A 26,770-nucleotide genomic window follows, 5' to 3' on the forward strand; every position below is an offset into this window, starting at 1 on the left:
ATGAATACTTCAGGGCATGGAGCGGATCGCATCAGCACTGGGGGACGGAGCGCGGTGGCGCATCGTCGAACTCCTCGTCGAGCGGCCCCGGTCCGTCGGTGAACTGGCGGAGCTGACCGGGCTGCGGCAGCCACAGACCACCAAGCACCTGCAGACCCTCGCCCGGGCCGGCCTCGTGACGGTCTTCCCACTGGGGCAACGCCGGGTCTACGCGGTCGAAACCGCGCCCCTGGCGGCCCTGGAGCGGCGGCTGCGGGAGCTGGTCGAGACGGCGGAGGCGCAGGCGGGCGAGCGGGACGTCATCGCGCGCTACCGCGCCGCCATCGAGGCGGAGACCGCGGCCGCGGACCGGGAGCGGTGGGCGGACGGACGTACGTTCTCGTTCGAGCGCGCATTCCCCGCACCCCGGGACCTCGTCTGGCGGCACTGGACCGACGCGGACCTGCTCGCCTCCTGGTGGGCACCGCCGTCGCTGACGGTCAGCGAGTGCGTCCTGGAGGCACGGCCCGGCGGACGGGCCGTCCTCGAATACCGGGACGCCGAAGGGCGCTACCGCTCCGAGGGGCGGGTCCACGCCGCGGCGGAACCCGAGCACCTCGGGTTCGACCTCTCGGTGCTGGACGCCGCGGGCGCGGTCTCGTTCACCGGGCACTACGACCTGAGCCTCGCAGAGGTCCCGGACGGGACGCGACTCCGGCTCGACCTGCGCATCACCGACACGACCGTCGAAGCGGCCCCCTACATCGCCGGGATCGGAACCGGCTGGGAGCGGGTGCTCGACAACCTCGCCGACCACCTCGGCGACCGACTCGCCGACACCGTCGGCACAGCGCGCACCACCACCAAGGGCACCACCCATGCACGGACCACGGGACAAGGAGCGCCATCATGAGTGACTCGACCGGACGCAAGGTCACCGCGAACATCAACCTCACCCTCGACGGGCGCTACAACGGCGCCGGCGGCCCCGGTGACCTCGGCGCGATCGTCCCGTACGCCGTCACGGACGTCGCCCGCAACCACCTCACCCGCATCTGGGAGAACGCGACGACGGTCGTGCTCGGCCGGGGCAACGCCGAGGGGTTCCTCGGGTTCTGGCCCTCGGTCGCCGAGGACGACAACGCTGACCCACGCGACCGCGGCTACGCGAAGTGGCTGGTCGACACGGAGAAGGTGGTGCTGTCCACGACCCTGACCGAGGCGCCGTGGAGCCGCGCCCGCGTGGTCAACGCCCCGACCGCGGAGATCCTCGCCGACCTCAAGGCCACCGGTGAGGGCGACATCCTGATCAACACCAGCGCGAGCGTCATCAAGGCGGCCCTCGCGGCGGACCTGGTCGACCGGCTGTACCTGATCATCTGCCCCGAGATCGCCGGCGGCGGGGAGCGGCTGTTCGACGACGGTCTGCCGGCCTCGAAGTGGACGCTCACCCACCGGGAGATCGGCGAGTCGGGCGAGATGGCCCTGACCTACGACCGCGCCCGCTGACGCACCCCGGCCCGCGGCCGCCGACCCCACCGGGCGTCAGCCCCCCAACCCCCGGCCCGTTTGGTCCCCCCGGCCCTCGCCGATCCGGCCGTCAGGCGATCCGGCGTCCGGCCACCCGACGCCCGGCCATTCGACCCTCGGCGATCCGGCCCCCGGCCATCCAGCCGCCGGGTCATCCCCCCGCCCCGGTCCCGGGCCGCCAGGCGCTCTGGCCCCCGGCCCTTGGCGTCCGGCCTTCCGGTCCCGGCCATCCGACCCTGGCCATCCGGTCCCCGCTCCCCGGCCTGCGGCGATCCGGCCCCCGGCCATCCAGCCGCCGGGTCATCCCCCCCGCCCCGGTCCCGGGCCGCCAGGCGCTCTGGCCCCCGGCCCTTGGCGTCCGGCCTTCCGGTCCCGGCCATCCGACCCTGGCCATCCGGTCCCCGCTCCCCGGCCTGCGGCGATCCGGCCCCCGGCCATCCAGCCGCCGGGTCATCCCCCCCGCCCCGGTCCCGGGCCGCCAGGCGCTCTGGCCCCCGGCCCTTGGCGTCCGGCCTTCCGGTCCCGGTCATCCGACCCTGGCCATCCGGTCCCCGCTCCCCGGCCTGCGGCGATCCGGCCCCCGGTCGTCCGGCCGCTCGGTCATCCGGGCCATCCGGCCGCCAGGCGCTCCGGTCCCGGCCCGTGGCGTCCGGCCACCCGACCCCGGCCATCTGGTCTCGGTCATCCGACCTCGGCCATCCGGTCCCCGCCCCCTCCGGCCTTCGGCCTTCGGCGACCCGGCCCCGGCCATCCAGCCGCCGGGCCATCCCCCCGCCCCGGCCCCGGGCCGCCAGGCGCTCCGGCCCCCGGCCCTTGGCGTCCGGCCTTCCGGTCCCGGTCATCCGACCCTGGCCATCCGGTCCCCGCCCCCCGGCTTTCGGCGATCCGGCCCCCGGCCATCCAGCCGCCGGGCCATCCCCCCCCGCCCGGCCCCGGGCCGCCAGGCGATCAGGGCTTCCCGCCCCCGACTCCCAGCCATCAGGCCCCCGGCCACCAGACCTCCCGAGCCCCTACCCTTGCCCACCACCCTCGCCCCCGCCCTCCGCTCCCCGCCCACCCCACCAGGGCACCTGACCGAATCGGTCCGCCCCAGGACCCGATCCGGCCTGTCCGCGGACCCGCCCGCCGGACCAGGCTGGGGTCATGACCCGAGCCCTCATCGTCATCGATGTCCAGGAGTCCTTCCGCGCTCGCCCGCTGTGGGAGACCATCTCCGACCCGAAGATCGCCGACAAGGTGAACCGTCTCGTCCGGCTGGCCCGCGATGCGGGGGAGCTGGTGGTGTGGGTGCTGCACTCGGAGCCCGGCAGCGGCGACGTCTTCGACCCCGCCCTCGGCCACGTCCGCCTGATGGAGGAGCTGGAGCGGGCGGACGGCGAGCCGCTGATCCACAAGACCTCGCACAACGCGTTCACCACCACCAACCTCCAGCAGCTGCTGACCGAGCACGGCATCCGCGAACTCACCGTCTGCGGCATCCGCACCGAGCAGTGCGTGGAGACCACCGCGCGCGTCGCGAGCGACCTCGGCTACGGCGTGACCTTCGTCGTCGACGCGACGGCCACCAACCCCATCCCGCACCGCGACGCCCCCGCCGACCTCAGCAACGCCGAACTGCTGGCCGACCCCCGCACCCTGCCCGCCGAGGAGGTCGTACGGCGTACCGAGTACGCCCTCGCCGGACGCTTCGCCACCATCGCCACCGTCGCCGGGCTGGAGGCCGCGGCCCGGCGTCCGGCATGATGACCGGATCGTGAGCCACGTCGTCTTCTTCCTGGTGCCCGGAGTCCATCTGCTGGACCTGGCGGGACCCGCGCAGGTCTTCTCCACCGCCGCCGACTTCGGGCACCCCTACACCCTCACCTACGTCGCCGAGCGGACCGAGGTCCCCACCGCGCAGGGGGTGCCCCTGCTGGCCGGACTCGACTGGCCCGAGCTGCGCCCCGAGGACCTCGTCGTGGTGCCCGGCTGGCAGGCGGTCACCCTGGCCGACTCGCCCGAGATCGGCGCCCCCGCGCTGCGGGCCCTGCGCGACCACCACGCCCGCGGCGGCACGGTGGCCAGCGTGTGCGCCGGAGCCGAGGCGCTCGGCCGGGCCGGCCTGCTCCAGGGCCGCCGCTGCACCACGCACCACGACGTGCAGGACGAACTGGCCCGGCGCCACCCGGGCGCGACCGTCGTCCGTGACGTCCTGTTCACCGCCGACGACCGGGTCATCACCTCGGCCGGCATCGCCAGCGGCATCGACTTGGCCCTGCACCTGGTCGCCGGCCGGCACGGCCCAGCGGTCGCCGCCAAGGTCGCCCGCGACATGGTCGTCTACGCCCGTCGCAACGGCCACGACGCCCAGTCCAGCGCGATGTTCCGGCACCGCTCCCACCTCGACGACACCGTCCACCACGTCCAGGACCTGATCGACGCCCGCTTCGACCACCCGCTGCCGCTGCCCACCCTCGCCGCCGCGGCCGGCGTGAGCGAACGCACCCTCACCCGCCTGTTCACCCGCGCCACCGGCCTGACCCCGCTGCGCTACCAGCAGACCCTCCGTCTCGAACGCGCCCAGCACCTCATCAGCCACGGCGCCACCCTCGAGGCGGCCGCCCGCTCGGTCGGCTTCGAGGACGCCCGCATGCTGCGCCGGCTGCGCGCCCGGGCGGCGTAGGCAACTCCCGGGACAGCAGAGCTAGTGCGACTCCCGGGTCACCTCCGAGCCGCTCGACCCCACCAGGAAGTCCAGGTCGGCTCCGGTGTCGGCCTGGAGGACGTGGTCGACGTAGAGCCGCTCCCAGCCGCGCCGGGGACTGGCGAAGCCGGCGACGGTGGCCTTGGCCGGGGTTCTGCGGGCGAGTTCGGCGTCCGGTACGTCGACGTCGATGCGGCGGGCCGCCACGTCGAGGACGATGACGTCCCCGGTCCGGACGAGGGCCAGCGGGCCGCCGGCCGCCGCCTCCGGCGCCACGTGGAGCACGACCGTGCCGTACGCCGTGCCGCTCATCCGGCCGTCGCAGACCCGGACCATGTCCCGTACGCCCTGCTCCAGGAGCTTCTTCGGCAGCGGCATGTTCGACACCTCGGGCATGCCCGGGTAGCCCTTGGGGCCGCAGCCGCGCAGGACCAGGACGGAGTCGGCGTCCACGTCCAGGTCGGGGTCGTCGATACGGGCGTGGAAGTCCTCGATGCTGTCGAAGACGACCGCCCGGCCCCGGTGGCGCAGCAGGTGCGGTGAGGCGGCCGCGGGCTTCACCAGCGCGCCGTGCGGGGCGAGGTTGCCGCGCAGCACGGCGATGCCGCCCTCGGCGACCAGCGGTTCGGCGCGGGGGCGGATGACCTCGGTGTCCCAGATCGGGGCGTCGTCGAGGTGGTCCACCAGCGGCTCGCCGGTGACGGTCAGCGCCCCGGGGTCGAGCAGGTCGCGGACCTCGCGCAGCACCGCGAGCAGTCCGCCGGCGCGGTGGAAGTCCTCCATGAGGAAGCGGCCCGCCGGCTGGAGGTCCACGAGCACCGGCACGCGCGAGCCGATGCGGTCGAAGTCGTCCAGTGACAACTCGATGCCCAACCGTCCGGCGATGGCCAGCAGATGGACGACCGCGTTGGTGGAGCCGCCGATCGCGGCGAGCGCCACGATCGCGTTGTGGAAGTTGGCCCGGGTCAGGAAGGTCGCCGGGCGCCGGTCGGCGGCGACCATGTCCACCGCCAAACGGCCCGTGCGGTGCGCGGCCTGGAGGAGCCGGCTGTCGGGCGCGGGCGTTCCGGCCACGCCGGGTACGACGGTGCCCAGGGCCTCGGCCACCAGCGCCATCGTGGAGGCGGTGCCCATGGTGTTGCAGTGCCCCCGGCTGCGGATCATCGCCGACTCGGAGCGGGTGAACTGCTCCTGGGTGAGCGTCCCGGCCCGCACCTCCTCCGACAGCCGCCAGACATCCGTGCCGCAGCCCAGCGGCGTGCCGCGGAAGGTCCCGGTGAGCATCGGTCCGCCCGGCACCACGACCGCGGGCAGGTCGACCGACGCGGCGGCCATGAGCAGCGACGGGATCGTCTTGTCACAGCCGCCCAACAGCACGACGCCGTCAATGGGGTTGGCCCGCAGCATCTCCTCCGTGGCCATCGCCGCCATGTTCCGCCACAGCATGGCCGTCGGGCGCACATTCGTCTCGCCGAGCGACACCACGGGCAGGTTCAGGGGGATGCCGCCGGCCTCGTACACGCCGTCGCGCACGGATGCCGCGACCTCGTCGAGATGGGCGTTGCAGGGAGTCAGGTCCGAGGCGGTGTTGGCGATGGCGATCTGCGGACGTCCGCTGAACGCGTCGTCCGGCACACCGCGGCGCATCCAGGCCCGGTGGATGTAGGCGTTGCGGTCCTGTCCGGCGTACCACTGGGCGCTGCGGAGCGTCACCCGGAGCTCCTTCCAACAATCGACACACAGGTCTAATCTGTGGAACGCCATGGAGCATACGCAGACGTACGACGGCTCGACAGACCCCGACCAGGACGACGCCGGGTCGGCCGCATCGCGTTCGGGCGAGGGCCGTCTGGTGGGTTCCGACCGGGTGCTCGCCGTGCTCAAGCAACTGGCCCGCTATCCCGACGGGGTGGGGCTGGAGGAGCTGACCCGGGTGATCGGCAGCCCGAAGCCGACCGTGCACCGGGCGCTGGGCGCGCTGCGCCGGGCCGGCCTCGCCGACCAGGACGCCCGGGGCCGCTATCTGCTCGGCGACGAGTTCCTGCGCATGGCCTTCGCCCACCACGAGGCCCGCCCGGACCACGTCCGTCTCCGGCCGCTGCTCCAGACCCTTGCCGTGCGCTTCGGCGAGACCGCTCACTACGCGGTCCTCGACGGCCGTGAGGTCGTCTACCGTGCCAAGGTCGACCCCCCGACCGGCGCCGTCCGCCTCACCTCCACCGTGGGCGGCCGCAACCCCGCCCACACCACCGGTGTCGGAAAGGTCCTGCTCGCCCACGAGTTGGACACGCTCGACGCCGTACGACAGTGGATCGGCGGCACGCCACTGGAGCGCCGCACCCCGCAAACCCTGTGCACGGCCGAGGAGTTGCACCGCGCACTGGATGCCACCCGGCAGTGCGGCTACGCCGTCGACGACCAGGAGAACGAGACCGGCGTCAACTGCCTCGCCCTGCCCGTCTACGCCACCTCTCCGGCCTCCCCCTCCGGAGCCGTGAGCGTCAGCGCCCTCACCTACCGAACTCCCTTGCCCAGTCTGGTGGATGCCGTCGACGAGATCCGCGCCGCGCTCGGCCCCCTGAGCGCACCCCATCGCCCCGCACGCCCCCGCACCCCCTGAAATCCCTGGCCCCCTGTATCCCTGGAGACCGATCCCGTGTACCTCATGCGCATAGGCGCGCCCGGCGCCGAGAAGCCCGTCGCCCGCATCGACGACGACACCTACGTCGATCTGTCCGACACCGTCACCGACTTCGACGAGGCGTTCTTCGGCTCGGGCGGCATCGACCGCGTCCGGCCCCTCGTCGCCGAGCGCGTGGCCGCCGGGCAGGTGTCCCGCTTCGCCGGGGAACGCGTCGGCGCGCCGATCGCCCGCCCGCACCAGATCCTGTGCATCGGTCTCAACTACCGTGACCACGCGGCCGAGAGCGGCATGGCCGTCCCCGACGAGCCGATCCTGTTCACCAAGTCGCCCAACACGCTCATCGGCCCGAACGACGACGTACGCATCCCGCGCGGGTCCACCAAGACCGACTGGGAGGTCGAACTCGGCATCGTCATCGGCCGCCGGACCAGTTACCTGGACTCCGTCGACGACGCCCGCGCCGCCATCGCCGGATACGTCGTCGTCAACGACGTCAGCGAACGCGATTTCCAGCTGGAACGCGGCGGCCAGTGGGCCAAGGGCAAGTCGGCCGAGACCTTCAACCCCGCGGGGCCCTGGCTCGACACCGCCGACGAGATCAACGACGTGCTCGCCCTCGACATGTGGCTGGACGTCAACGGGGTGCGCCGCCAGACCGGCAGCACCAAGACGATGATCTTCGACCCGTACTTCATCGTGCACTACCTCAGTCAGTTCCTCGTCCTGGAACCCGGCGACCTCATCAACACCGGCACCCCGCCCGGCGTCGGCATGGGCCTCACCCCGCCCGTCTACCTCCAGCCCGGCGACGTCATGGAACTCGGCATCAAGCACCTCGGCACCCAGCGCCAGCAAGTCCTCGCCCCGCGGTGACGCGCCCGCCCATGCGCGCCTTCGTCCTCACCGCGCCGGGGGAGTACGCCGTCCAGGAGGTCCCGGCCCCGGTGCCGGGACCCGGCGAAGCCGTCGTCGACGTCGAACGCGTCGGCGTCTGCGGCACCGACGTCGAGTTCTACACCGGCGCGATGACCTACCTCCACCAGGGCCATGCCGCCTACCCGATGCGGCTCGGCCACGAGTGGGCCGGACGCGTGGCGGCGGTCGGCGACGGCGTGGACCCCGCGTGGCTCGGCAGGCGCGTCATGGGGGACACCATGCTCGGCTGCGGAGCGTGCCGCCGCTGCCTACGCGGCCGGCACCACGTGTGCGACCAGCGGCAGGAGGTCGGCATCCGCGGCGACCGCCCCGGCGCCCTGGCCGAGCAACTGGCGGTCCCCGCCGCCTCGTTGCACGCCCTGCCGGACACCGTCGACGCCGAACTCGGCGCCCTGGTCGAACCCGGCGGCACCGCCCTGCGCGCCGCACGGGCCACCGCGACCGGCGCCGGCGACCGGGTGCTGATCCTCGGGCCCGGCACGATCGGCCTGCTCACCGCGATGTTCGTGCGGGCCGCCGGGGCGGAGGTCCATCTCATGGGCGCGACGGACAGATCCCTCGCGTTCGCCCGCGATCTCGGCTTCGCGCACGTCTGGCGCGCGGACTCCCTGCCCGACGTGCCCTACGACGCGGTCGTCGACGCCACCAACGCCGTCCATCTCCCTGGCCTGGCGGTCGAGTTGGTCGAGCCCGCCGGGCGCGTGGTGTACGTCGGCATCGCCGGCGAACCGAGCCGCGTCGACACCCGGACGCTGGCCCTGAAGGACGTCACCGCGGTGGGCGTACTGTCCGCATCTCCCGGTCTGGAAGCGACCGTTCAGGCGTATGCGGAGGGCAGCGTCGACCCGCGTCCGCTCGTCGCCGCGACGGTCGGCCTGACAGAGGTCGGTGCCGTACTCGCCGGAAAGCGCCCGCCGGACGCGGGCCTCGGCCCCAAGATCCTCGTCGATCCACGCCGGAACTGACACGGTCGGAGGCACCCCCGCACATACGGTATGCTTGATCTTGAGCCGGTCACCGCAACCGCGAACAACCGGCACTGCGTTGGTGGTCCAAGGAAAGACGCCCCGCTTCCTGCGGGGAAATGCAGGTGCAAGGCCTGCCCGGCGCTCGATGATGGGGCCCGTTCCGCGTGATGCGCGGGGCGGGCCCCATGTTCGTGCCCGGCCGCCTCCGCCGCCGCGATGGCGGCGGGCTCCGCAGGGGGCTCCAAGACTGCGAACGTGCCTGGCGAGCCAAGTCTCGATGCGGGCCCAGGAGTTGGTGACCGATGGCGGTCATGCGGCCGATCTTTTCAGCCCGCGGATCCGAGCAGAAGGAGGTAGGGCAGCGCGACGGCCGGCAGGGTCAACAGCCAGGGTCTGAGCGGGCGTTCGCGGCGCAGGGGGAGGAGCACGTCGGCGATCAGGACGAGCAGCAGCACGAACGCGCCCGTGATGACGAGGAACAGCAGGACGGGACCGCTGTGGTCGATCTCGGGGTAGGTGCAGCCGTCCAGATCGGGTCGGTCGAGATCATCGAGTCCGCAGTGCCCGTGGGCGGCGTACCAAAGGGCGGACTCCCACACGGCGATCGCCGGGACACCGATCAACAGGTTGACCAGGAGCGGCACGCAGTAGCGGCCTACGGATCGCACTCTCACCACAGGAGCATCATCCCATCCGTGGCGAGGGCGGTTCCGCCGGAGGCGGTCTTCGACAGCGGGATCGGTGACCCGTTCGCGATGACCACCGGCGCCGGTGGCCGCTCGCTGCGCAGGGACCACGGCTACAGGTCCCGCAGCGCGCGTCCCATCCTGACCACCGCCTCGCGCAGGACGGTGGGCGGTGTCGCGAAGTTGAGGCGTACGTGGCCCTCGCCGCCGGAGCCGAAGACATGCCCCGAACTGAGCGCGACCCGAGCCCGGTCGAGGAAGAACTTCGCAGGCCCGGCCAGCTCACTGACCACGCCGGGTCCGTCACCGCCCGCATCCGTGTGCAGTCCCAGCCGGTTGCAGTCCAGCCACGCCAGATAGGTGCCCTCGGGGCGGTGACATCGCACGCCCGGGAGGTGTTCGGCGGCGAGACGGCCGAGCAGGTCCCGGTTGGCGTCGAGGCCGAGCAGCAGGTCGTCGAGCCAGTCGCCGCCCTTACGGAAGGCCGCGGTGTGCGCGATGACCCCGAGGTGGCTGGGCCCGTGGCCGACCTCCTCGGGCATCCACCGGAGTTCGTCGCCGGCCTCGGGCCCCGCGAGCGCCAGGGCCGCCTTCAGCCCGGCGAGGTTCCACGCCTTGGACGCGGAGGCCAGCGCGAACGCGTTCTCGGCGCCGGGCACGCTGAGGAACGGGGTGAAGACGGCGCCCGGCAGCACCAGCGGCGCGTGGATCTCGTCGGAGACGACCCGCACCCCGTGCCGGCGGGCGAGGACGGCGACGGCCTCCAACTCCTCGCGGGTGTGGACGACACCGGTGGGGTTGTGCGGATTGCACAGCAAGAACACCGCACGCCGCCCGTCGCCCCGGGCCCGCACGAAGGCGTCCTCCAGAGCGTCCAGGTCGATCCGCAGATCGGCACCGAGACGCGCCTCGACGACGACGCGGGCGTCGTGCGAGACGAACGCGTAGAAGGGCGGGTACACCGGCGAACACACCACCACCGAGTCGCCGGGATCGGTGAGCAGCCGCAGCACCTCGACGATGCCCAGCATCACGTCCGGCACGATCGCGGTCCGCTCCACCCGCACCCCGTCCCACCGCCACCGCTCGGCGGCGAACGCGGCGAATGCCTCGGCGTACGCGGTTCCGTACGGATACCCGGTGTCACCCAGCTCGATCGCCGCCTGCAAGGCCTCGACGACAGCCGGAGCGAGCGGTACGTCCATCTCGGCGACCCACAGCGGAAGCACGTCCCGGGGGTGCGTACGCCACTTCATGCTGCTCCGCTGCCGCAGCTCCTCCAGGGTGAGCTGCGTGAGAGGGTCCGTCCGGCGGGCCTCCGCGCCGTCGCGGTCCTGATCCATGGGTCCGGTCATGCTGCGCTCCCTGGGGTGGGACGGACGGGGCTGCTGTGCACCACGTACCACCGAGCCAGCCGGGCCGGGCGAAGTCAAGCATCGTCGCAGTCAGGGGCGGCGGGAGGCCGTCGGTGCGGACCGCTAGGCTCCGGCCCATGAGTGAGGCAGACAGACGCGCCGAACGACGCGTCGTCGACGGGCGCTTCGAGCTGGAGGCCCGTCTCGGTGGCGGTGGGATGGGCACGGTCTGGCGGGCCAGGGACCTGGTGCTGCACAGGCTGGTGGCGGTCAAGGAGGTACGCCCGCCGGACCGCGACCTCGCCGAGTACGACCCCGAGGGCGCGAGGATGCTGCGCGAGCGCGTGCTGCGCGAGGCCAGGGCGCTGGCCCGCATCGACCACCCGAACGTCGTGACCATCCACCACATCGTCGACGGCGGCGAGGGCACGTACCCCTGGCTGGTCATGGAGCTGGTGAGCGGCGGCTCCCTGGCCGACCGCCTCGCCCAGGGCCCGATGCCACCGGCCGAGGCGGCCCGGCTCGGCCGCGGCGTGCTGGCCGCGCTCACCGCCGCGCATGACGCCGGCATCCAGCACCGGGACGTGAAACCCGCCAACGTGCTGCTACGACCGGACGGCCGCCCGGTCCTGACCGACTTCGGCATCGCGGCGATCCGCGAGTCGACCACCCTCACCGCCACCGGCTCCATCATCGGCACGGCCGACTTCATGGCCCCGGAACGCATCACCGGCCAGGAAGGCGGCGCCGCCTCCGACCTGTGGTCGCTGGCGATGATGCTGTACACCGCGGTGGAGGCCCACCACCCCCTGCGCCGAGGCACCACCCTGGCCACCCTCGCCGCGGTCCTCCACGAGGACGTGCCACCGCCGGTACGGGCCGGTGCTCTCGGCGAGGTCCTGATGAGCGTGCTGGTACGGGACCCGGCGGCACGCCCGTCCGCGGCCGAACTGGACCGGCGACTGGCGGAGATCGAGTCACTGCCGACGCCGCCCAGCGACCACCCCACGTCCTACCCCCTCACCCCACCCCAAGCGCCACCCCCGCCGACCGGCTTCGGACCGCCACCGGTCCTCCCCGGACCCCCGGTCCAGATATCACCCCAACCGCCCACGACACCGGTGTCGACGACGACCCGCAGACGCGGCACGGGTACGACGGTCCTGCGGGCGGTGTCAGGCGTGTCCCTGGCCGGCGCCGTTGGCCTGCTGTGGTGGCTCCTGCCCTTGGACGACAACAAGGGCGACAACCTGGGCACCGGCCCCTCGACGTCTACGCCCACGTCCACATCTGCGTCTCCGTCCGCGTCGTCGACTCCGAAGCCGTCAGAAGAGCCCCTTGCGAAGGGCTCGATGCTGACACCGGCCAACATCCGTACCGCGATCAAGGCGTTGAAGGACGCGACGGGGCGGGACAGGTTCGGGGACTTCACGGTCTACGACGACTACGTGATGGCGGATGTGATGGTAGAAGGCAGCGAGACCAAGTACGACTCGTACACGTACTACCCGGGCAAGGGGGTGGCGGAGGGGATCATCAAGGACAACCTGTCGGGCGGAAAACAGCCGTTCACGCTCGACGCCTTCGCTTGGGACAAGGTCCCTGTGCTCCTGAAGGAAGCGGACAAGAAGCTGAACGTCCCCGAACCGGAACTGCGTTATGTGACGGTGACACCGCCGAACACCATCTTCGACGAACCGGTCTCACTGTCCGTCTACTTGACCGACGACTATGGAGGCGGCTACCTGAAGGCGACCCCTCAGGGCAAGGTCACCGACGTGTACCCCGCCGAGAAATGACGAGGCATGCTCAGGCAGCGAAGTCGGCCCGGTGATCCTCCGCCCATTCCGCGAAGGTCCGAGCCGGGCGACCGGTGATGCTCTCGACCTCGAAGGTGATCTCGGGTGAGGAATCGACCGTGGCCGCAAAGGACTTGAGCAGGGCCCGCACCATGTGCCGCGGCAGCTCCGGGAAGAGAGTGGCTTCCGCCTCTTCCATGGGAGTCTCGACGTAGGTCAACTTCCGCCCGAGGGCCTGCCCGATGGCGGCGACCTGCTCCGCGTTGGTCGTCGCCGCGGGCCCGGTGAGCCGGTGGACGGCACCCTCGTGGCCCGCGTCGAGCAGACAACGCTCGGCTACGGCCGCGATGTCGTCCTCGTGGATCGGCGCGGAGACGGCGCCGGCGAAGGGGGCGTGCACGGAGTCGCCCTGCCGGATCTGCGGGGCCCACTGGAAGGCGTTGGTGGAGAACGCGTTGGGCCGCAGGAAGGTCCACTCCATGCCGCTGTCCCGGACGAGTTGCTCGGCTCGCGCGTGCATGATGTGGATCGGGTGGGTCTCGTCGGCCCCCTCCTCGATGATCCCCGAGGAGAGCATGACCACGTGTCGTACACCGCCGGCGCGAGCCCTGTCGAGGACGGTGTCGGTGTGCTCGCCGGTGGCCTGCAGATGGAGGAAGAGCTTCGACGCTCCGACGAACAGCCCCTCCGACTCAAGGCGGTTCACTTCCACGGCCGGGGGAAGCGCGGCCCGCTCCGGATCGCGGCTCACGGCCCGCACGGACTGTCCTTCGGCCACGAGCCGCTCGACAAGAGCACGGCCGACATTGCCGGTGGCACCGGTGACGACGATCACGGGTTTCCTCCTGGTGGAGCCTCGGTTCGATGATCCCTGGCTGCTCCGACCCTAGGAGGGGCGAACGACTGTGACATCGGCACAAGGAACCAGCTGACCTACGTCTCTCTACCTACGACCGTGCTGTGAAGGGAAGTTGAACGGTGTCGGCAGTCGGCACGCATATTCCTGCAGAGCACTGAGCCGGAGTCACTAGCATCGTCCCCGTAGAGCTACAGGGGGAGTCATGGCACTGGGACGCAAGGGCGCACGGCGCATCGTGGTCGACGGCACGACGTATCGCTGGCGCCTGCGCCGCCGGCCGACCTACTTCCAGGGCATGGCCTGGACCCCGTGCACCTTCGCGGTCGAGCATGCGGGCAGCCCGGGCCCGGGCACAACGCTCGTGGTGACCACCGATCAGCCGCACATGAGCAACTGGCTGGGACGGGAAGGCAAGCCGATACTGCCACCGGACGTAGCCCGAGCCATCCAGCACGCCTTGCGTGAGGGCTGGACCCCGACGTCCTCAGGCACCCCCCTCCACCTCGACCTGTCCACCGGCTTCGTGGCGTCAGCCTGAGATCCGTGAGAGGGCACTGTCAGTGGCGGCGGCTATGGTGCGACTGCCCATTTGAGGGGGCAGGGCTTGGGGAGGGGCTGTGGGAGCCAAGACGGGGCTGCTGATGTATGCCAAGGGCACGGCGTGCGCCGCGAGTTGGCCCGGCGTGGAGGTGGTCGCCGACCAACGGGTGATGATCGACGTCCCGTCCCGGCTTGCGGAGCACCTGCTCGCGGCGAGCGTCGGCCTGCGTCTCGTCCTGCGCGGCTTCCGCGTGCGAGGTGAGCACGCTTGCGCTGGGTAGCCGAGGCCTACGACGTCAGCTTCACGCTCACCCTCAGCGAGGGTCTCTCGCCGCACGAGTTGCTGCGCGGCATCGGCGCCGAGGCGCCTCACATCGTCCCGCTGACCCGCTTCGCGGCGTACGAGTTGCTGACCAGGAACGCGGACGACCACATCAGTGACCTCGACTTCCTGGACTGGGAAGACGAAGCGGAGGTCGCTCGTCTGACGGACGGAGGCTTCCTCCCCGACCCGCCCGACACCATCGTGAGAGCGGGCTCGGTGGCGGGCTGGGCGTATGCCCTGGAGGAGTTCCAGTGCCGCACGGGGACTTACCTCGCCGCACTGTCCCAGCGGGGGCGAGCCTTCAGCATCCATCGCAACGCCAAGGGCTTCAGCCGCGTCGGCTATGCCGTCCATGGAGAACTGGTGACATCCTTCGAGCCCGGTCTGCCTCACCTCACGAACGGCGTCCCAGCCGAAGTCGCCCTCGGCTTCGTCGCCGACGGAGACGAGGCGGGTGACGTGGCGTTCCTGCGGTTCCTGGAGGCCGAGTTGGGCCTAGGGATCGCCTGGGAGGAGACAGAGGCCGAGCTGCCGGCAGCCGCATTCACGGACGAGCGGACTGTGAGGTAGGCGCCGGCACAGGTACCGGACGGCGCCCCTCGTCGGCTTGCCTTGTGAAACCGATCGGTTTACCGTGATGGAAACCGATCGGTTTCTCATCTGTGGAGGCTTGCAGTCATGACCGCTTTGAAGGGCGCGAACGTCTTCGTCACCGGCGGCAGCCGCGGCATAGGCAAGGCTCTGGTGGAAGAGCTGTACGCACGGGGCGCCGCCAAGGTCTACGCCACGGCCCGCGACCCGCGCAGCGTGACGCACCCGGACGCCGTACCGGTCGCGCTGGAGGTCACCGACCCGGCCTCCGTCGCGGCGGCGGCCGCCCAGGCGCAGGACGTGACCGTGCTGATCAACAACGCCGGCGCCTCGGTCGGCGGGCCCTTCCTCGACACCCCGGTCGACGACGTGCGCCGGGAGTTCGAGATCAACTTCTACGGCCCGCTCCTCGTCGCCCGCGCCTTCGTGCCGATCATCGAGCGCAACGGCGGCGGCCATCTCCTCAACGTGCACTCCGTGCTGTCCTGGATCGCGCTCGGCGGCACCTACAGCGCCTCCAAGGCCGCCCTGTGGTCGCAGACCAACTCCCTGCGCCTCGAACTCCAGCCGCGCGGCATCGCCGTCACCGGCCTGCACGTCGGCTACGTCGACACCGACCTCGCGGCCGACGTCGACGCCCCCAAGTCCGACCCGCGTGACGTCGCCGCACTCGCCCTCGACGGCATCGAGACCGGCGCCCACGAAGTCCTCGCCGACGACATCTCCCGCCAGGTCAAGGCGGGCCTGGCCGGTGACCTGGCCGCGCTGTACCCCCAGCTCGCGAAGGAGTCCTGAAACCGGAGAGGGTGTGGGACCACTGCCGGGATGCCGAGCACGCTCACGGTCTACAGCCGAAGCAGGAGGCACACCGACCCGATTCCTTTCGGAGCTGACCCGAGTCTTCCTATGCGAGGGCCGGAACCTCCGACCCGGGGACGGAGACCATCATGCGCAAGCTCATCGCGGGGGCATTCATCACGCTTGACGGCGTGGTCCAGGATCCGGGCGGATTCAGCGAGATCGAGCGCGGCGGCTGGGCACTGGACTACTTCGACGACGCCTCGCGCCAGCGGGCCACCGACGCTCTCCTGGCGAGCGACACCTTTCTGCTCGGGCGGGCGACTTTTGAGATCCTCGAGAAGGCCTGGTCGCGCAACACCGGACCGTATGCCGAGGCGATGAACACCATTCCCAAGGTCGTCGTGACGAGGACGCTGCGCGGCCCGTTGCCCTGGAATGCCACCGTCCTTGCCGGCGACGCGGCACAGACGGTCGCGAAGCTCAAGCAGGAGCCCGGCGGCAACATCGTGATGTACGGCAGCTTCACGCTGATGCGAACACTGCTGCAGCACAACCTGATCGACGAACTGAACCTCGGCGTCCATCCCCTTGTCGTCGGCGAGGGTGAGCGGCTCTTCGGCAGCGCGTTGCCGCGCTCGCTGCGGTTCGTGTCCGCAACGCCGAGCGCGACAGGCGTCGTCACGCTCACCTATGCCCCGTAATGTCGATCGGGATGGGAGATTTCGCGACGGACGCGGAACCCTACCGGCGCGAGCTGCTGGCCCACTGCTATCGCATGCTTGGATCGGTGGACGATGCCGAGGACGTGGTCCAGGAGACCTACCTGCGTGCCTGGCGTTCGTATGAGGCGTTCCAGGGCAGGTCGTCGGTGCGCACGTGGCTCTATCAGATCGCCACGAACGCATGCCTTTCCGCGTTGTCGCACCGTAGTAGGCGTTTGTTGCCCTCGGGCCTCGGCGGACCCGCCGACGACCCGATGGCCCCGCCCACGGCTGCGGAAGCACCGTGGGTTCAACCCATTCCCGACTCCATGCTCGACCCGGCGGCGATCGTGGCGGCGCGCGACAGCCTGCGGATCGCGCTGATCGCCACGCTTCAGAAGTTGCCGGGCCGCCAGCGGGCGGTGTTCGTCCTGCGGGACGTGCTGGAGTGGCCGGCGTCGGACGTGGCACAGGTGATGGGCACCAGCACGGCAGCGGTGAAGAGCACGCTGCAGCGCGCGCGTGCGCGGCTGGCCCAGGAGCCTCCTGACGTCGAGCGAACAGTCGAGCCGGGCAAGCTGAGCACCGTACTCGTTCATTACATCGCGGCCATCGAGGAGGCGGATGGCGCGGCCCTTGAACGGCTGCTGCGGGTCGATGCCAGCATCGAGGCGACGCCGTGGCGCACATGGTTCGCCGGCCGTGCCACGTGCGTGCCCTATCTCGTCCAGCAGGTTCTGGGCCCGCCGGGAACCTGGCGGTTGTTGCCGACCAGCGCGAACGGCCAGCCCGCGGCGGTCGGTTACCACAATGGTCAGGCCTACGGCATCCTGGTGCTCACCGTCACCACGACGGGCATCGCGCGAATCAACGCGTTCGGGGATCCGGGGCTCGTCAAGCGGTTCGGCTTCCCTGAGGCCGCGTGACCACGAATCACCCAGTCAGCGCAACTCGGCCGCGTCCAGCAGAGCCGTCACGGTCGGAATGACGAGGCCGCCCTGAGTGTCGGCCTTGATGCCCGCGCGGGCGCTGGCGCCGTCGAAGACCAGGATCAACTGCCGGGCCAGCAGGTCGGGGTCGTTCGCCCCGCCCTGTTCGGCCTCGGTGCGGAAGAACGCCGTCAGGTTCTCCTTGACCCGGCGGGCCACCTGGCTCGCGGGGTGGTCCGGGTCCTTGAGTTCGATCTGTACGACGAGGTACCGGCAGCCCTGGAAGTCGGGCGCGCTCGCCTGTGCCTCCGCCTGTTCGAAGACGTGCAGGATCCGCTCGCGGGGCGGACGATCGTCGTCCGCCGCGGGAAGGAGCGTCGCCACGTAGGCGGAGGCGCGTTCCTCCAGGCTCGCCGCCAGCAGTTCGTCCTTGCTCTCGAACAGCTTGTACATGGAGCGCTTGGACACCCCCGCCGCCTTGCACAGCGCATCGACGCCGATGTTGACACCTTCTTGGTAGGTGAGCGTGGCCGCTGCCTCCAGCAGGCGTTCTCGGGTTGGCATTGCTTCGGTGGTCATAGGGCGAGGTTAACTCGATTCCGGGCCATTGGAAACTGATCGGTTTACGGTGGGTGAATGGGGCGGGGCCGGTAGAAGTCAGCCGGCTCCGCTACCCCGCGAGGGGGTGCCTCCGGACGTCGGCATCCCCCTCGCGGCCTCCGGCTCAGTGGGCGATGACGGGTTCGCCCTCCGACGGCGCCAGGGCCGTGTTCGGCATCAGGAACGCCATGATCGCCGCACCGACCGCGAAGATCCCGGCGCCCCAGGCCAGGGTCGCCGTGTAGCTCTCGACGCCGGCCCGCGCCGCCGTCAGCGCGCTCGGCTTGTGCGAGGAGAGGTAGTCGGTGGCGGCCGACGAGGCGACCGTGGTCAGCAGCGCCGTGCTGATCGAACCGCCCACCTGCTGGCTGGTGTTGATCAGCGCGGAGGCGACGCCGGCGTCCTCGTGGTGCACGCCCGCGGTCGCGCCCTGGAACGCGGTGGTCATGACCGCGCCGATGCCGAGACCCAGCAGGATCATGCCCGGCATGATGTCGGCCACGTAGGCGCTGTCCAGTGTGAGCCGGGTCAGCAGGGCCATGCCGGACGCGGAGACCAGGAAGCCGGCGGTGACGACGATCTTCGGGCCGACCCGGGGCAGCACCAGCGAAGGCACCGTGGTCGAGGCGGCGACGATGGCGCCGACCATCGGCAGGAAGGACAGGCCCGCCTCGATCGGCGAGTAACCGATGCTGGCCTCCAGGTAGTAGGTCAGGAACAGGAAGATCGAGAACATCCCCATGCCCAGGATGAACACGGCCAGGAACGAACCGCCGCGCGTCCGGTGCAGTACGACGCGCAGCGGCAGCAGCGGATGCGCGACCCGGCGCTCCAGCCAGACGAACACGGCGAGCAGCAGCACGCCGCTGATCATGGAGCCGAGGGCGACCGGGTCGGTCCAGCTGGTGGATTCGACGTGGGCGAACCCGTAGACGATGCCGAACAGCGCGGCGCTCACCACCACGGTTCCGGGGATGTCGATCTTGGGCCGCTCGGTGTGTGCGGGCTTGGCCAGCAACAGCAGGGCGCCGACCAGCGCGACGCCCGCGAAGACGACGTTCACGTACATCACCCAGCGCCACGACGCCCATTCGGTGAGCATGCCGCCCAGCAGGAGTCCGACCGCGGCGCCCGCACCGGCCAGCGCGCTGAAGATGCCGAAGGCCTTCGGCCTTTCCGCCGGGTCCGTGAAGGTCACGCTCAGCAGCGAGAGCGCCGCGGGCGCGAGCAGCGCGGCGAACAGGCCCTGAGCGACGCGGGCCGCGACGAGAATCTCGAAGCTGCCGGCCGCGCCGCCGACGACGGAGGCGGCCGCGAAACCGATCAGGCCGGTCACGAAGGTCGTACGGCGGCCGAACAGGTCACCGAGCCGGCCCCCGAGCAGCAGCAGGCTGCCGAACGCCAGGGCGTACCCCGTGATCACCCATTGTCGGCTGCCGTCGCTGAAGCCGAGGTCGTGCTGCGCCTCGGGCAGGGCGATGTTCACGACCGTCGCGTCGAGCGTGACCATCAGCTGCGCCACGCCCAGCACGACGAGCACCCACCAGCGCACGGCATGTGAGCCGCGGCGGCCCGAGTCTGTTGTCCCGGAGGCGGGTGCTCCGCGGTCGAAGGTGGTACTCACTTTTCCCCTTGGTCGCTGGGTGTGGGCGGGCCCGACCAACGGCCGGAAACCGATCTGTTTCCGCTCAGGAAAACAGATCGGTTTCCTGGGTGCAAGTGAAGGGTTCTCGAAGGAGGCCTGCGGACGCTCGCGGCGCTTGCGGCTGGAAACCGATCGGTTTACTCTGGTGGAGACCGATCGGTTTCTCATGCTCCGGTGAGAGTCATGACCGCTTTGGTCGATCCCTCACGCACAAGGAGCCGGCGAGATGCCCAGCCAAGAGTCACGTCCCACGATTCACATCCCGGGGACCACCAGCCACACGATCGCCCCTCGCGGCGGCCGGCAGGGAGAACTGCGCTACCTCAAGGCGGGCACCGGCGCTCCTCTGGTCCTGCTGCACACCGTGCGCACCCAGGCCGAGCACTTCCGCCACCTCATCCCGCTGATCGCGGACCACTACACCGTCCACGCCCTCGACCTGCCGGGGATGGGCTACTCCGAGATCGTGCCCGGGGCGTCGTACGGCGAGCCCGCGATGCGCGCGGGCGTCGAGCGGCTGCTGACCGAACTCGACCTGAACGACGTGACGTTGGTGGGGGAGTCCATGGGCGCGGTGCTCGCCCTGACCACCGCGGCCGAGCTGCCGGACCGGGTGCGGCGTGTCGTCGCGGTGAACACGTACGACTTCCGCGGCGGCATCGCCCGCTCCAGCCTCCTGGCCCGCGTGGTCGTCAGCGGCGTCCTCGCGCCCGGCGTGGGCCCGGTGATCGCGGGGGTCGAGCCCAGGCCTGCCCTCCGCGCGATCCTTCGGGGCGGCCTCGGCGACAAGAGCGCGCTGCGCGAGGACTACGTCGACGAGCTGCTCCGGGTCGGCAGCCGCCCCGGCTATCCGACCGTCGCCCGTGCCGTCTACCAGGCCCTGCCCAGCCTCATCGCGGCCCGCTCGCGCTACCCCGAGGTCAAGGCGCCCGTCCATCTCGTCTACGGCGAGAAGGACTGGTCCCGCCCCTCGGACCGGGAAGCCGACAGGCGACTGCTGCCGGCCGCCGACTTCACCGAGGTCCCCAAGGCCGGCCACTTCATCGCCCTGGAACGCCCCGACGTACTGGCCGACCTGCTGAACGCTGTCGCCTGACCGTCGCGCCTTGCTCCGCGAACCAAAGCCCACAGCCCCACGGTGATGACGTTGCGCCGACTTGGGCGGCGGGGCGTCTCTTGTAAGGACAAACCACGAAAATTTCTGTCATCGGTGCCGGCACGATCGGCGGCAACCTCGCCCGCAAGCTCAGCGCGGCCGGTCATGACGCCATCCCCTTCGGGGTGGCGGGACAGCTGGCCGATCTGTTCGCCTCCGTCCCCGCCGAGACGGTGGTCATCGACACCTCCAACTACTACCCGCACCTCAGCGGTCGGATCGAGGCGGTGGAGGGTGGCGCTGGTCGACGACACCGGATTCGACCCCTACGACGCCGGCGCCCTGGCCGACTCCTGGCGCCAGCAGCCGATGGGCCCCGCCTACTGCACCGAGCTGACCCTCGACGAACTGCCGGCCGCCCTGGCCGCCGCCGATCGCGTCAAGGACACGGCGGTCCGGGACAGCATGGGGGAGCGCTTCGCCGCCCTCGGCGCCGATCCCACCCTGGAGGACGTCGTCGAGATGAACCGAGCCGCCCACAGGTGAGGGGGCCGGGCCGTTGTCAGTGGGGTCTGCGATCGTGTGCGACGTGGACGAAGTCGTGGAACGTGTCGACGCGCAGGACCGTGTGCTGGGGCCGGTGAGCCGGAGGGACGCCGTCCGGGAGGGCTGGCTGCACCGGGTCGCCGTGGTCGTGTGTCACGACCGGCAGGGTCACCTCCTCATCCATCGGCGCGCTGAGCAGGTGCCCGATTCCCGGGACGCCACGAGGTCGGCATCGGCGGAGCCGTGGGGGTAGGGGAGTCCTACGAGAAGGCCGCCGCCCGTGAGGTGGAGGAGGAGTTGGGGGTGTCGGCGGCGGTGCGCTTCCGGTTCAAGTTCCTCAACCGCAGCGGTCTGAGCCCGCACTGGCTCGGGGTGTGCGACGCCGTCATACCCCGGGCCGTCACGCCGGACTCGGAGGAGGTCGCCTGGCACACCTGGATCAGCGAGTCCGACCTGCCGCGGATCCTTCAGGAGCGGACTTTCACCCCTGACACGCACGAGATCCTGGCCCGCTATGCCGCCGACCGTGCCGAAAGGACATGAGGTGCGGGAAGGACATCGGCCTGGTGCGCTCAGTCGTCTGCGGGTGCGTCGTCGAAGAGCAGTCGTACGAAGTCCGTGACCGGCCCCAGGATGTCGAGGTCCTGGTCGAGCACCCACTGGAGTCGGAGGCCGTTGAGGACGGCATGGGACGAGGCACTTGGAGTTCATGGCGGCCCGGTCGGACGCGTCCGCACTGCCCATCGCGACGTTCTGCACCACCGAAACCATGATCGCGAGCCTTCCCGGTCTCAGCCGCTGCGGAGCACCCGGAAGCGGTCCGGTTCCGCCGGATCGCGGTCCACGACCTGGATCGGCGCCCAGGTCCACTGAAGGACGCCGATGCCCGGGGTGCGGGAGAAGGTGATGCGGCCGCGGGTGCCCTCGACCGCGACGCGTGGCCAGGACGCGGCGACGTCCGCCCGGTCCGTGCCACCGGCGCGCAGCGCGTCGGCGAGGACGACGATCGTGTCGTAGCCCTCGAAGGCGACGAACGACGGTGCGCCGCCCAGCCGTGCGCGCAGGTCGGCCTCGACGCGTGTGCCGAGCGGGGTGAGCCGCTCGGGCAGGTAGCGCAGGAACGGGATCGCGGTGCCGTCGGCGCCCAGAGCCGTCGACCATGTGGCGAACTCGGGCTGTCCGGCCGGAGCGCCGAGCAGGACCCCGGCGAGGCGCGGGTCGCGGCGTACGGCACGGACGAGCGGCACGGCCGGTTCCGGGTGGCCGACCAGCAGGAGAAGGGCACTCGCGCGCTGGTCGAGGAGGGCGTCGCACACGGCGGCGGGGGCGAGCTCGGTCATGTCGAGTTCGACGACCGTGCCGCCGTGCGCGGCGAGGTGCTCCCGCAGGACACGGGTGCCGGTCGCCCAGTAGACGCTCGGCTGGGTCGCCACGGCGACACGGCGGTGGCCCGCGTCCAGGAGGTGGTCCGCGTAGACCTGCCAGCCGCGCGACTGCGGCGGCGACAGGCGCGCCACCCACTCGGTCGGCCGCTCGGTGAGCGCGTCGAGCACGGCCGACGAGCAGAGGTACGGCAGTCCGAGGGCGTCGGCCCGGGTGGCCGCGGCGCGGGCGACGACGCTGTGGTACTCGCCGATCAGAGCGGCCACCCTCTGGCCCGCCAACTCGTCCACGGCCGCCGTGGCCTGCTCAGGGTCGGCCGCGGTGTCGCGCACCACGAGTTCGAGCGGCCTGCCGGCGATCCCGCCGGCCGCGTTGACCTCGCGCGTGCCCAACTCGATCCCGGCGAGCAGGTGTTGACCCGCCTCGACCCAGCCGGGCCGGGTGAGCGGAGCGAGGACACCGATCCGTACGGCGGCCGGGTCGGTCGGCTGCCGTGCGGATCGCGAAGGCGTCGTACTCATGGTGGCTGCTCCCCTGGAGGCACTTGGTTCGGATGCGTCTCCACGATGATCCACGACGGGTTGGCCGCGGGCGGCGTCACGCGGACCGGCTCAGCGTCCGCAGCGCCAGGCGGCCGCACAGCGCGGCGAGCGGCAGCTCGGCGCCGAGTGCCAGGGCGACCGCGGTGGCGAAGTCGCCGCCCGGGGCCGCGGTCGTGGTGTCGAACCAGGCGTCCACCACCAGCAGCGTCGCGGTCGCGGCGGCTGCCAGGGCGAGCCGCCGGTCGCCGCGGGCGGCGAGGAGGCCGGTGGCGATCAGGCCCAGCGCCTCCAGCGCGTCGAGCCCGACCCAGGCGAGCGGCCAGTGCGCCGCGGTCGCGGTGGCCGGCAGGCCGGTGGCCAGCACGTACAGCCACGGCAGCAGGGCGAGCCCGCAGACGACCAGCAGCCACCCGGCCCGCCGCATGCCGCGGGCCGGGCGCGGCGCCTCCGCCTCTGCGTGGAGCGGGACGACCTCGGCGCCGGCCAATTCCTCGTCACACCACACCAGTTGACGCATCGTCTTCCCCCGCTCCTCGCCTGCTGTTCCCTTCATGTGCTCCACCCTCCGCCGCACACCGGGGCGCCGTCAGTCACGCAGGGTGCCGACCCGGGGTGGAGAAAAGTGCACCCCTGAACCGGGCGAGAGCGTCATGGCACGGGGGTGGCCTGCGGCTTTACCGTTTGACGCATGCAACTCACCACCTGGCTGCGGCTGGTGCCGGGCCGGCCGTTCCGCGGGGCAGGACACCGGACCGCGCTCGTCGCCGCCGGTCTGCCGCTCCACCTTGCCGTGGTGCCCCTGTGGCTCTGGCTGCTCGGCGCGACGGCGGCGTCGGTGCGTACGCCCGCCGCGGTGGCCGTGACTCCGCTGCCCGTGCTGCTGACGCTGGTGGTGACACCCCTGCTGACCGCCGGGCAGCGGCGGCGCTACCGGGCCCTCGTCGGCAAGGATCTCCCGCGCCCCGCCGTCAACGGGAAGTCGGTGGTGCGCCGGCTGATCAGCCGGGCCTGGTGGCGGCAGGTCTGCCACCACGCCGTGGCGGGTCCGCTGTTCGCCGTCCTGGACCTCGCCGTCCTCGCCGTCTGGGCCGCGGCTGTCGGGGCCGCCTCCCTCTACGTATGGATCTGGGCGCTGCCCCCGCAGTGGCGGGTCAGCGACCTCGGGTACACCACGCAGGCCGCGTACATCACCGTCGGCGGCCTCGCCCTGCTGTTCCTCGGGCCCCGGCTGACCGGCGCTCTGGTGCGGCTGGAGACCCGGGCGGCCGAGGTCCTGCTCGGCCCCAGCCGCACGGAGAAGCTGGCCCGCCGGGTCGCCGACCTCGCCGAGAGCCGGGCCGGTGTGCTCGACGCCGCCGACGCCGAGCGGCGGCGGATCGAGCGCGACCTGCACGACGGCGCGCAGCAGCGCCTCGTCTCCCTCGCCGTCAACCTGGGCCTGGCCAGGGCCACCCTCGGCGACCTGCCGGAGGAGGCCCGGAAGGTGATCGACGAGGCGCACCGCGAGGCGAAGGAGGCGATCGCCGAGCTGAACGAGCTGGTGCGGGGCCTGCATCCGGCCGTCCTCGAGGACCGGGGCCTCGACGCCGCGCTGTCCGGGGTCGCCGCCCGGCTCCCGCTCCCGGTGCGGGTGGCGGTGGACCTGCCGCGGCGCCCCTCACCCACGGTCGAGGCCGTCGCGTACTTCGTGGTCTCCGAAGCCCTCACGAACGTGGTCAAACACGCCCAGGCGACCCGGGCGGACGTGACCGTGGCGCGGATCGGGGAGACACTTCGGGTGGTCGTCGCGGACGACGGCACGGGCGGCGCGGATCTCGCGGCGGCCGGCGGTGGCACCGGGCTCGCCGGGCTGGCCAAGCGCGTCGCGTCCGTCGACGGCACGTTCTCCTGCCGCAGCCCCGCCGGGGGCCCGACCGTCATCACCGTGGAGCTGCCGTGCGCGCCGTGATCGCCGAGGATTCCCTCTTGCTGCGCATCGGCGTGGTCAAGGTGCTGGAGGCGGCCGGTTTCGAGATGTGCGCGCAAGTCGCCGACGCGGAAGGGCTGTTGGCAGCGGTCGAGGAGCACCGGCCGGACATCGCCGTGGTCGATGTGCGCATGCCGCCCGGCTTCACCGACGAGGGAGTGCGCGCCGCGCTGGTGATCCGGCGCCAGTACCCGCGTACCGCCGTACTCCTGCTCTCGCAGTACGTGGAGGAGCGGTACGCGGCCGATCTGCTCGCCGCGCACACCTCGGGTGTCGGCTATCTGCTCAAGCAACGGGTCGCCGACGTCGAGGAGTTCGCCGAGGCGGTACGCCGGGTGGCGTGCGGCGGCACCGCGCTCGACCCGCAGGTCGTCGCGCAACTGCTGGTACGCCGGCACAGCGATCCGCTCGACCGGCTGACCCCGCGCGAACGGGAGGTGCTGGAGCTGATGGCGGGCGGCCGGTCCAACTCCGGCATCGCGGCCGAACTCGTGGTCAGCGAGAGCGCGGTCGCCAAGCACATCAACAGCATCTTCACCAAGCTCGACCTGCCCAGGGCCGACGCCGACCACCGCCGCGTGCTGGCGGTGCTGCGCTTCCTGGGCGTTGCGACCGCATAGGGCGCGATCGGGGGCCCGGCCGGGCGGACGCCGGGGTTCCGGTCATCGAACTGTTGTGCACGTTGTGTGTGTCTTTTCTGTCTAGACTCTGGCTCTCGTACGGAGAGGGAGCACGAGTGAGTGAACAGGCAGGCCCCGTCTGTCCGGAGTGCGGAACGGCCCGGGCCGCGGACGGAACCCCGGCGTGCGGCTGCGCCCGCCGTGCCTCGGATGCTCACCGTGCGGTGCGTACGGCGGAGGCCGCGGCCGCGGAGGACTTCGATCCGGTACGCATCCGGCCGTTCGTGGAGGTCGGTGGCGAGGGGCCGCCCGCCTCGAAGGGTGCCGAGAGTGATCCAGCCGGTGAACTGACCGGTGTTGCAGGGGAGTTGACCTCGCCGGCGACCACGATCGAGCCGGACCGAGCACCAGACCGAGCCCCGGACGTTGAACCCGCCGACCCCGCACGGCGGCGCCGACGGCGACGGACCCTGATGGCCGCCGGGCTGGGAGCCACCGGAGTCGTCGTGCTGACGGGCTGCCTCGTCGGCGGGCTCTTCTGGTACGACAGCCCCGAGCGCGACGACTCCCTGTCCGGCGGCGTCCGCGCGGGCCTCCCGGACGAACAGCCCTCGGCCACCGCCCCCTTGTCCCCGTCCGCCTCCCCGTCGGCAACCTCGACGCAACCGTCCGCCTCCGCCACCGTCTCGGCGGGCGCCTCCGACTCCGTGGACCCGGCCACCCCGACCGGCTCGACCGCCCCGACACGGACGGCGTCCGGCGCCGCCCCCACCGCCACCGGCGGCGCTGCCACGCCGAGTTCCTCCGGCGGACAGGCCCCCGTACTCCGCCCCGGCGACAAAGGGCCGGAGGTGACGGAACTCCAACTCCGGCTGAGCCAGGTCGGCTTCTACAGCGGCGACGCCGACGGCACCTACAACAGCCAGGTGGAGAGCGCCGTGCGTGGCTACCAGTTCACCCGCGTGGTCGTCGACGACGAGCCGGGCGTGTATGGCCCCGAGACCCGGGCGGACCTGGAGTCCGAGACCTCGGAGCCGTGAGCTGCG

The 26,770-nt window shown here is 71.7% G+C and carries 27 protein-coding genes and 1 pseudogene; 20 read left to right on the forward strand and 8 right to left on the reverse strand.

Going from position 1 to position 26,770, the window contains the following annotated elements:
• Window positions 1-16: 16 nt before the first annotated feature.
• The 4 genes from CRP56_RS38440 to CRP56_RS38460 all read left to right on the forward strand — a co-directional run bounded on the left by CRP56_RS38440 (window position 17) and on the right by CRP56_RS38460 (window position 4,171).
• On the forward strand, window positions 17-892 hold the full coding sequence (locus CRP56_RS38440; RefSeq protein WP_097272065.1) for a metalloregulator ArsR/SmtB family transcription factor: 876 nt from the start codon (window positions 17-19) through the stop codon (window positions 890-892).
• Window positions 889-1,488, forward strand: a complete 600-nt coding sequence (locus CRP56_RS38445) for a dihydrofolate reductase family protein (protein WP_097272067.1) — start codon at window positions 889-891, stop codon at window positions 1,486-1,488. Before CRP56_RS38440 ends, CRP56_RS38445 begins: the two co-directional genes overlap by 4 nt.
• 1,164 nt (window positions 1,489-2,652) lie before the next feature.
• The gene (locus CRP56_RS38455) at window positions 2,653-3,252 is read left to right on the forward strand and encodes a cysteine hydrolase family protein (RefSeq protein WP_097272069.1); all 600 of its coding nucleotides are present in this window, start codon (window positions 2,653-2,655) and stop codon (window positions 3,250-3,252) included.
• Between the two features lie 10 nt (window positions 3,253-3,262).
• Window positions 3,263-4,171 (forward strand): GlxA family transcriptional regulator, encoded by a 909-nt coding sequence (locus CRP56_RS38460; RefSeq protein WP_097272071.1) that lies wholly within the window; start codon window positions 3,263-3,265, stop codon window positions 4,169-4,171.
• A gap of 21 nt (window positions 4,172-4,192) precedes the next feature.
• Here CRP56_RS38460 and CRP56_RS38465 read toward each other — a convergent pair whose 3' ends face one another.
• Entirely contained in the window at window positions 4,193-5,905 is a 1,713-nt protein-coding gene (locus CRP56_RS38465; RefSeq protein WP_097272073.1) for an IlvD/Edd family dehydratase, read from the reverse strand.
• Window positions 5,906-5,954: 49 nt separating this feature from the next.
• Here CRP56_RS38465 and CRP56_RS38470 point away from each other — a divergent pair, with 49 nt between their 5' ends.
• Genes CRP56_RS38470 through CRP56_RS38480 form a run of 3 tightly spaced genes read left to right on the forward strand, consistent with a single transcriptional unit; the run spans window position 5,955 to window position 8,737 of the window.
• Entirely contained in the window at window positions 5,955-6,812 is an 858-nt protein-coding gene (locus CRP56_RS38470) for an IclR family transcriptional regulator (protein WP_097272075.1), read from the forward strand.
• Between the two features lie 36 nt (window positions 6,813-6,848).
• Window positions 6,849-7,709, forward strand: coding sequence for a fumarylacetoacetate hydrolase family protein (locus CRP56_RS38475; protein ID WP_097272077.1), 861 nt, complete (start codon window positions 6,849-6,851; stop codon window positions 7,707-7,709).
• 11 nt (window positions 7,710-7,720) lie between these two features.
• Window positions 7,721-8,737: a zinc-dependent alcohol dehydrogenase gene (locus CRP56_RS38480; protein WP_097272079.1), complete on the forward strand. Its 1,017-nt coding sequence runs from the start codon at window positions 7,721-7,723 to the stop codon at window positions 8,735-8,737.
• Between the two features lie 329 nt (window positions 8,738-9,066).
• On the opposite strand, the gene CRP56_RS38485 is transcribed toward CRP56_RS38480, so the two are convergent.
• On the reverse strand, window positions 9,067-9,414 hold the full coding sequence (locus CRP56_RS38485; RefSeq protein ID WP_257041534.1) for a hypothetical protein: 348 nt from the start codon (window positions 9,412-9,414) through the stop codon (window positions 9,067-9,069).
• Between the two features lie 125 nt (window positions 9,415-9,539).
• Window positions 9,540-10,781: a MalY/PatB family protein gene (locus tag CRP56_RS38490; protein ID WP_257041535.1), complete on the reverse strand. Its 1,242-nt coding sequence runs from the start codon at window positions 10,779-10,781 to the stop codon at window positions 9,540-9,542.
• A 137-nt stretch (window positions 10,782-10,918) separates the two neighbouring features.
• Here CRP56_RS38490 and CRP56_RS38495 point away from each other — a divergent pair, with 137 nt between their 5' ends.
• Window positions 10,919-12,580 carry a serine/threonine-protein kinase gene (locus CRP56_RS38495; protein WP_097272083.1) on the forward strand — a complete coding sequence of 554 codons (1,662 nt, stop codon included), beginning with the start codon at window positions 10,919-10,921 and terminating at the stop codon, window positions 12,578-12,580.
• A 10-nt stretch (window positions 12,581-12,590) separates the two neighbouring features.
• On the opposite strand, the gene CRP56_RS38500 is transcribed toward CRP56_RS38495, so the two are convergent.
• Window positions 12,591-13,415 carry an NAD(P)H-binding protein gene (locus tag CRP56_RS38500; RefSeq protein ID WP_097272085.1) on the reverse strand — a complete coding sequence of 275 codons (825 nt, stop codon included), beginning with the start codon at window positions 13,413-13,415 and terminating at the stop codon, window positions 12,591-12,593.
• Window positions 13,416-13,641: 226 nt separating this feature from the next.
• On the opposite strand from CRP56_RS38500, the gene CRP56_RS38505 reads away from it, so the two are divergent.
• From CRP56_RS38505 to CRP56_RS38530, 6 genes are all read left to right on the forward strand, one after another.
• On the forward strand, window positions 13,642-13,977 hold the full coding sequence (locus CRP56_RS38505) for a hypothetical protein (protein WP_097272087.1): 336 nt from the start codon (window positions 13,642-13,644) through the stop codon (window positions 13,975-13,977).
• Between the two features lie 79 nt (window positions 13,978-14,056).
• Window positions 14,057-14,260, forward strand: coding sequence for a DUF6928 family protein (locus CRP56_RS38510; protein ID WP_097272089.1), 204 nt, complete (start codon window positions 14,057-14,059; stop codon window positions 14,258-14,260).
• The gene (locus tag CRP56_RS38515) at window positions 14,248-14,874 is read left to right on the forward strand and encodes a DUF6461 domain-containing protein (protein WP_097272092.1); all 627 of its coding nucleotides are present in this window, start codon (window positions 14,248-14,250) and stop codon (window positions 14,872-14,874) included. The genes CRP56_RS38510 and CRP56_RS38515 overlap by 13 nt, the downstream gene beginning before the upstream one ends.
• A gap of 108 nt (window positions 14,875-14,982) precedes the next feature.
• Window positions 14,983-15,690, forward strand: coding sequence for an SDR family oxidoreductase (locus CRP56_RS38520; protein ID WP_097272094.1), 708 nt, complete (start codon window positions 14,983-14,985; stop codon window positions 15,688-15,690).
• A gap of 152 nt (window positions 15,691-15,842) precedes the next feature.
• Entirely contained in the window at window positions 15,843-16,397 is a 555-nt protein-coding gene (locus CRP56_RS38525) for a dihydrofolate reductase family protein (protein ID WP_097272096.1), read from the forward strand.
• Between the two features lie 11 nt (window positions 16,398-16,408).
• The gene (locus CRP56_RS38530) at window positions 16,409-17,323 is read left to right on the forward strand and encodes an RNA polymerase subunit sigma-70 (RefSeq protein ID WP_097274879.1); all 915 of its coding nucleotides are present in this window, start codon (window positions 16,409-16,411) and stop codon (window positions 17,321-17,323) included.
• Between the two features lie 15 nt (window positions 17,324-17,338).
• Here the strand turns inward: CRP56_RS38530 and CRP56_RS38535 are convergent, their stop codons facing one another.
• Both CRP56_RS38535 and CRP56_RS38540 read right to left on the reverse strand, forming a co-directional pair.
• Window positions 17,339-17,905 carry a TetR/AcrR family transcriptional regulator gene (locus tag CRP56_RS38535; RefSeq protein WP_097272098.1) on the reverse strand — a complete coding sequence of 189 codons (567 nt, stop codon included), beginning with the start codon at window positions 17,903-17,905 and terminating at the stop codon, window positions 17,339-17,341.
• 145 nt (window positions 17,906-18,050) lie between these two features.
• Window positions 18,051-19,550, reverse strand: coding sequence for an MFS transporter (locus CRP56_RS38540; protein ID WP_097272099.1), 1,500 nt, complete (start codon window positions 19,548-19,550; stop codon window positions 18,051-18,053).
• A gap of 247 nt (window positions 19,551-19,797) precedes the next feature.
• Between CRP56_RS38540 and CRP56_RS38545 the strand changes: the two genes are divergently transcribed.
• From CRP56_RS38545 to CRP56_RS38555, 3 genes and pseudogenes are all read left to right on the forward strand, one after another.
• Complete coding sequence (locus CRP56_RS38545; protein WP_097272101.1) at window positions 19,798-20,667, forward strand: alpha/beta fold hydrolase; 870 nt, start codon at window positions 19,798-19,800, stop codon at window positions 20,665-20,667.
• Between the two features lie 294 nt (window positions 20,668-20,961).
• Entirely contained in the window at window positions 20,962-21,213 is a 252-nt protein-coding gene (locus CRP56_RS48655) for a hypothetical protein (protein ID WP_257041536.1), read from the forward strand.
• Between the two features lie 43 nt (window positions 21,214-21,256).
• A pseudogene (locus tag CRP56_RS38555) lies at window positions 21,257-21,756 on the forward strand (NUDIX domain-containing protein).
• A 248-nt stretch (window positions 21,757-22,004) separates the two neighbouring features.
• Here the strand turns inward: CRP56_RS38555 and CRP56_RS38565 are convergent.
• Entirely contained in the window at window positions 22,005-23,117 is a 1,113-nt protein-coding gene (locus CRP56_RS38565; RefSeq protein WP_179851221.1) for an ABC transporter substrate-binding protein, read from the reverse strand.
• A gap of 76 nt (window positions 23,118-23,193) precedes the next feature.
• On the reverse strand, window positions 23,194-23,691 hold the full coding sequence (locus CRP56_RS38570; RefSeq protein WP_097272103.1) for a hypothetical protein: 498 nt from the start codon (window positions 23,689-23,691) through the stop codon (window positions 23,194-23,196).
• Window positions 23,692-23,826: 135 nt separating this feature from the next.
• Here CRP56_RS38570 and CRP56_RS38575 point away from each other — a divergent pair, with 135 nt between their 5' ends.
• The 3 genes from CRP56_RS38575 to CRP56_RS38585 all read left to right on the forward strand — a co-directional run bounded on the left by CRP56_RS38575 (window position 23,827) and on the right by CRP56_RS38585 (window position 26,764).
• On the forward strand, window positions 23,827-25,086 hold the full coding sequence (locus CRP56_RS38575) for a sensor histidine kinase (RefSeq protein WP_097272105.1): 1,260 nt from the start codon (window positions 23,827-23,829) through the stop codon (window positions 25,084-25,086).
• Window positions 25,074-25,724, forward strand: a complete 651-nt coding sequence (locus CRP56_RS38580) for a response regulator transcription factor (RefSeq protein WP_097272107.1) — start codon at window positions 25,074-25,076, stop codon at window positions 25,722-25,724. Before CRP56_RS38575 ends, CRP56_RS38580 begins: the two co-directional genes overlap by 13 nt.
• Window positions 25,725-25,840: 116 nt before the next feature.
• On the forward strand, window positions 25,841-26,764 hold the full coding sequence (locus CRP56_RS38585; RefSeq protein WP_097272109.1) for a peptidoglycan-binding domain-containing protein: 924 nt from the start codon (window positions 25,841-25,843) through the stop codon (window positions 26,762-26,764).
• The last annotated feature ends 6 nt before the right edge of the window (window positions 26,765-26,770 follow it).

Origin of the sequence: Streptomyces sp. TLI_55, assembly GCF_900206255.1 — a bacterium.
GTDB classification, from domain to species: domain Bacteria; phylum Actinomycetota; class Actinomycetes; order Streptomycetales; family Streptomycetaceae; genus Streptomyces; species Streptomyces aquilus.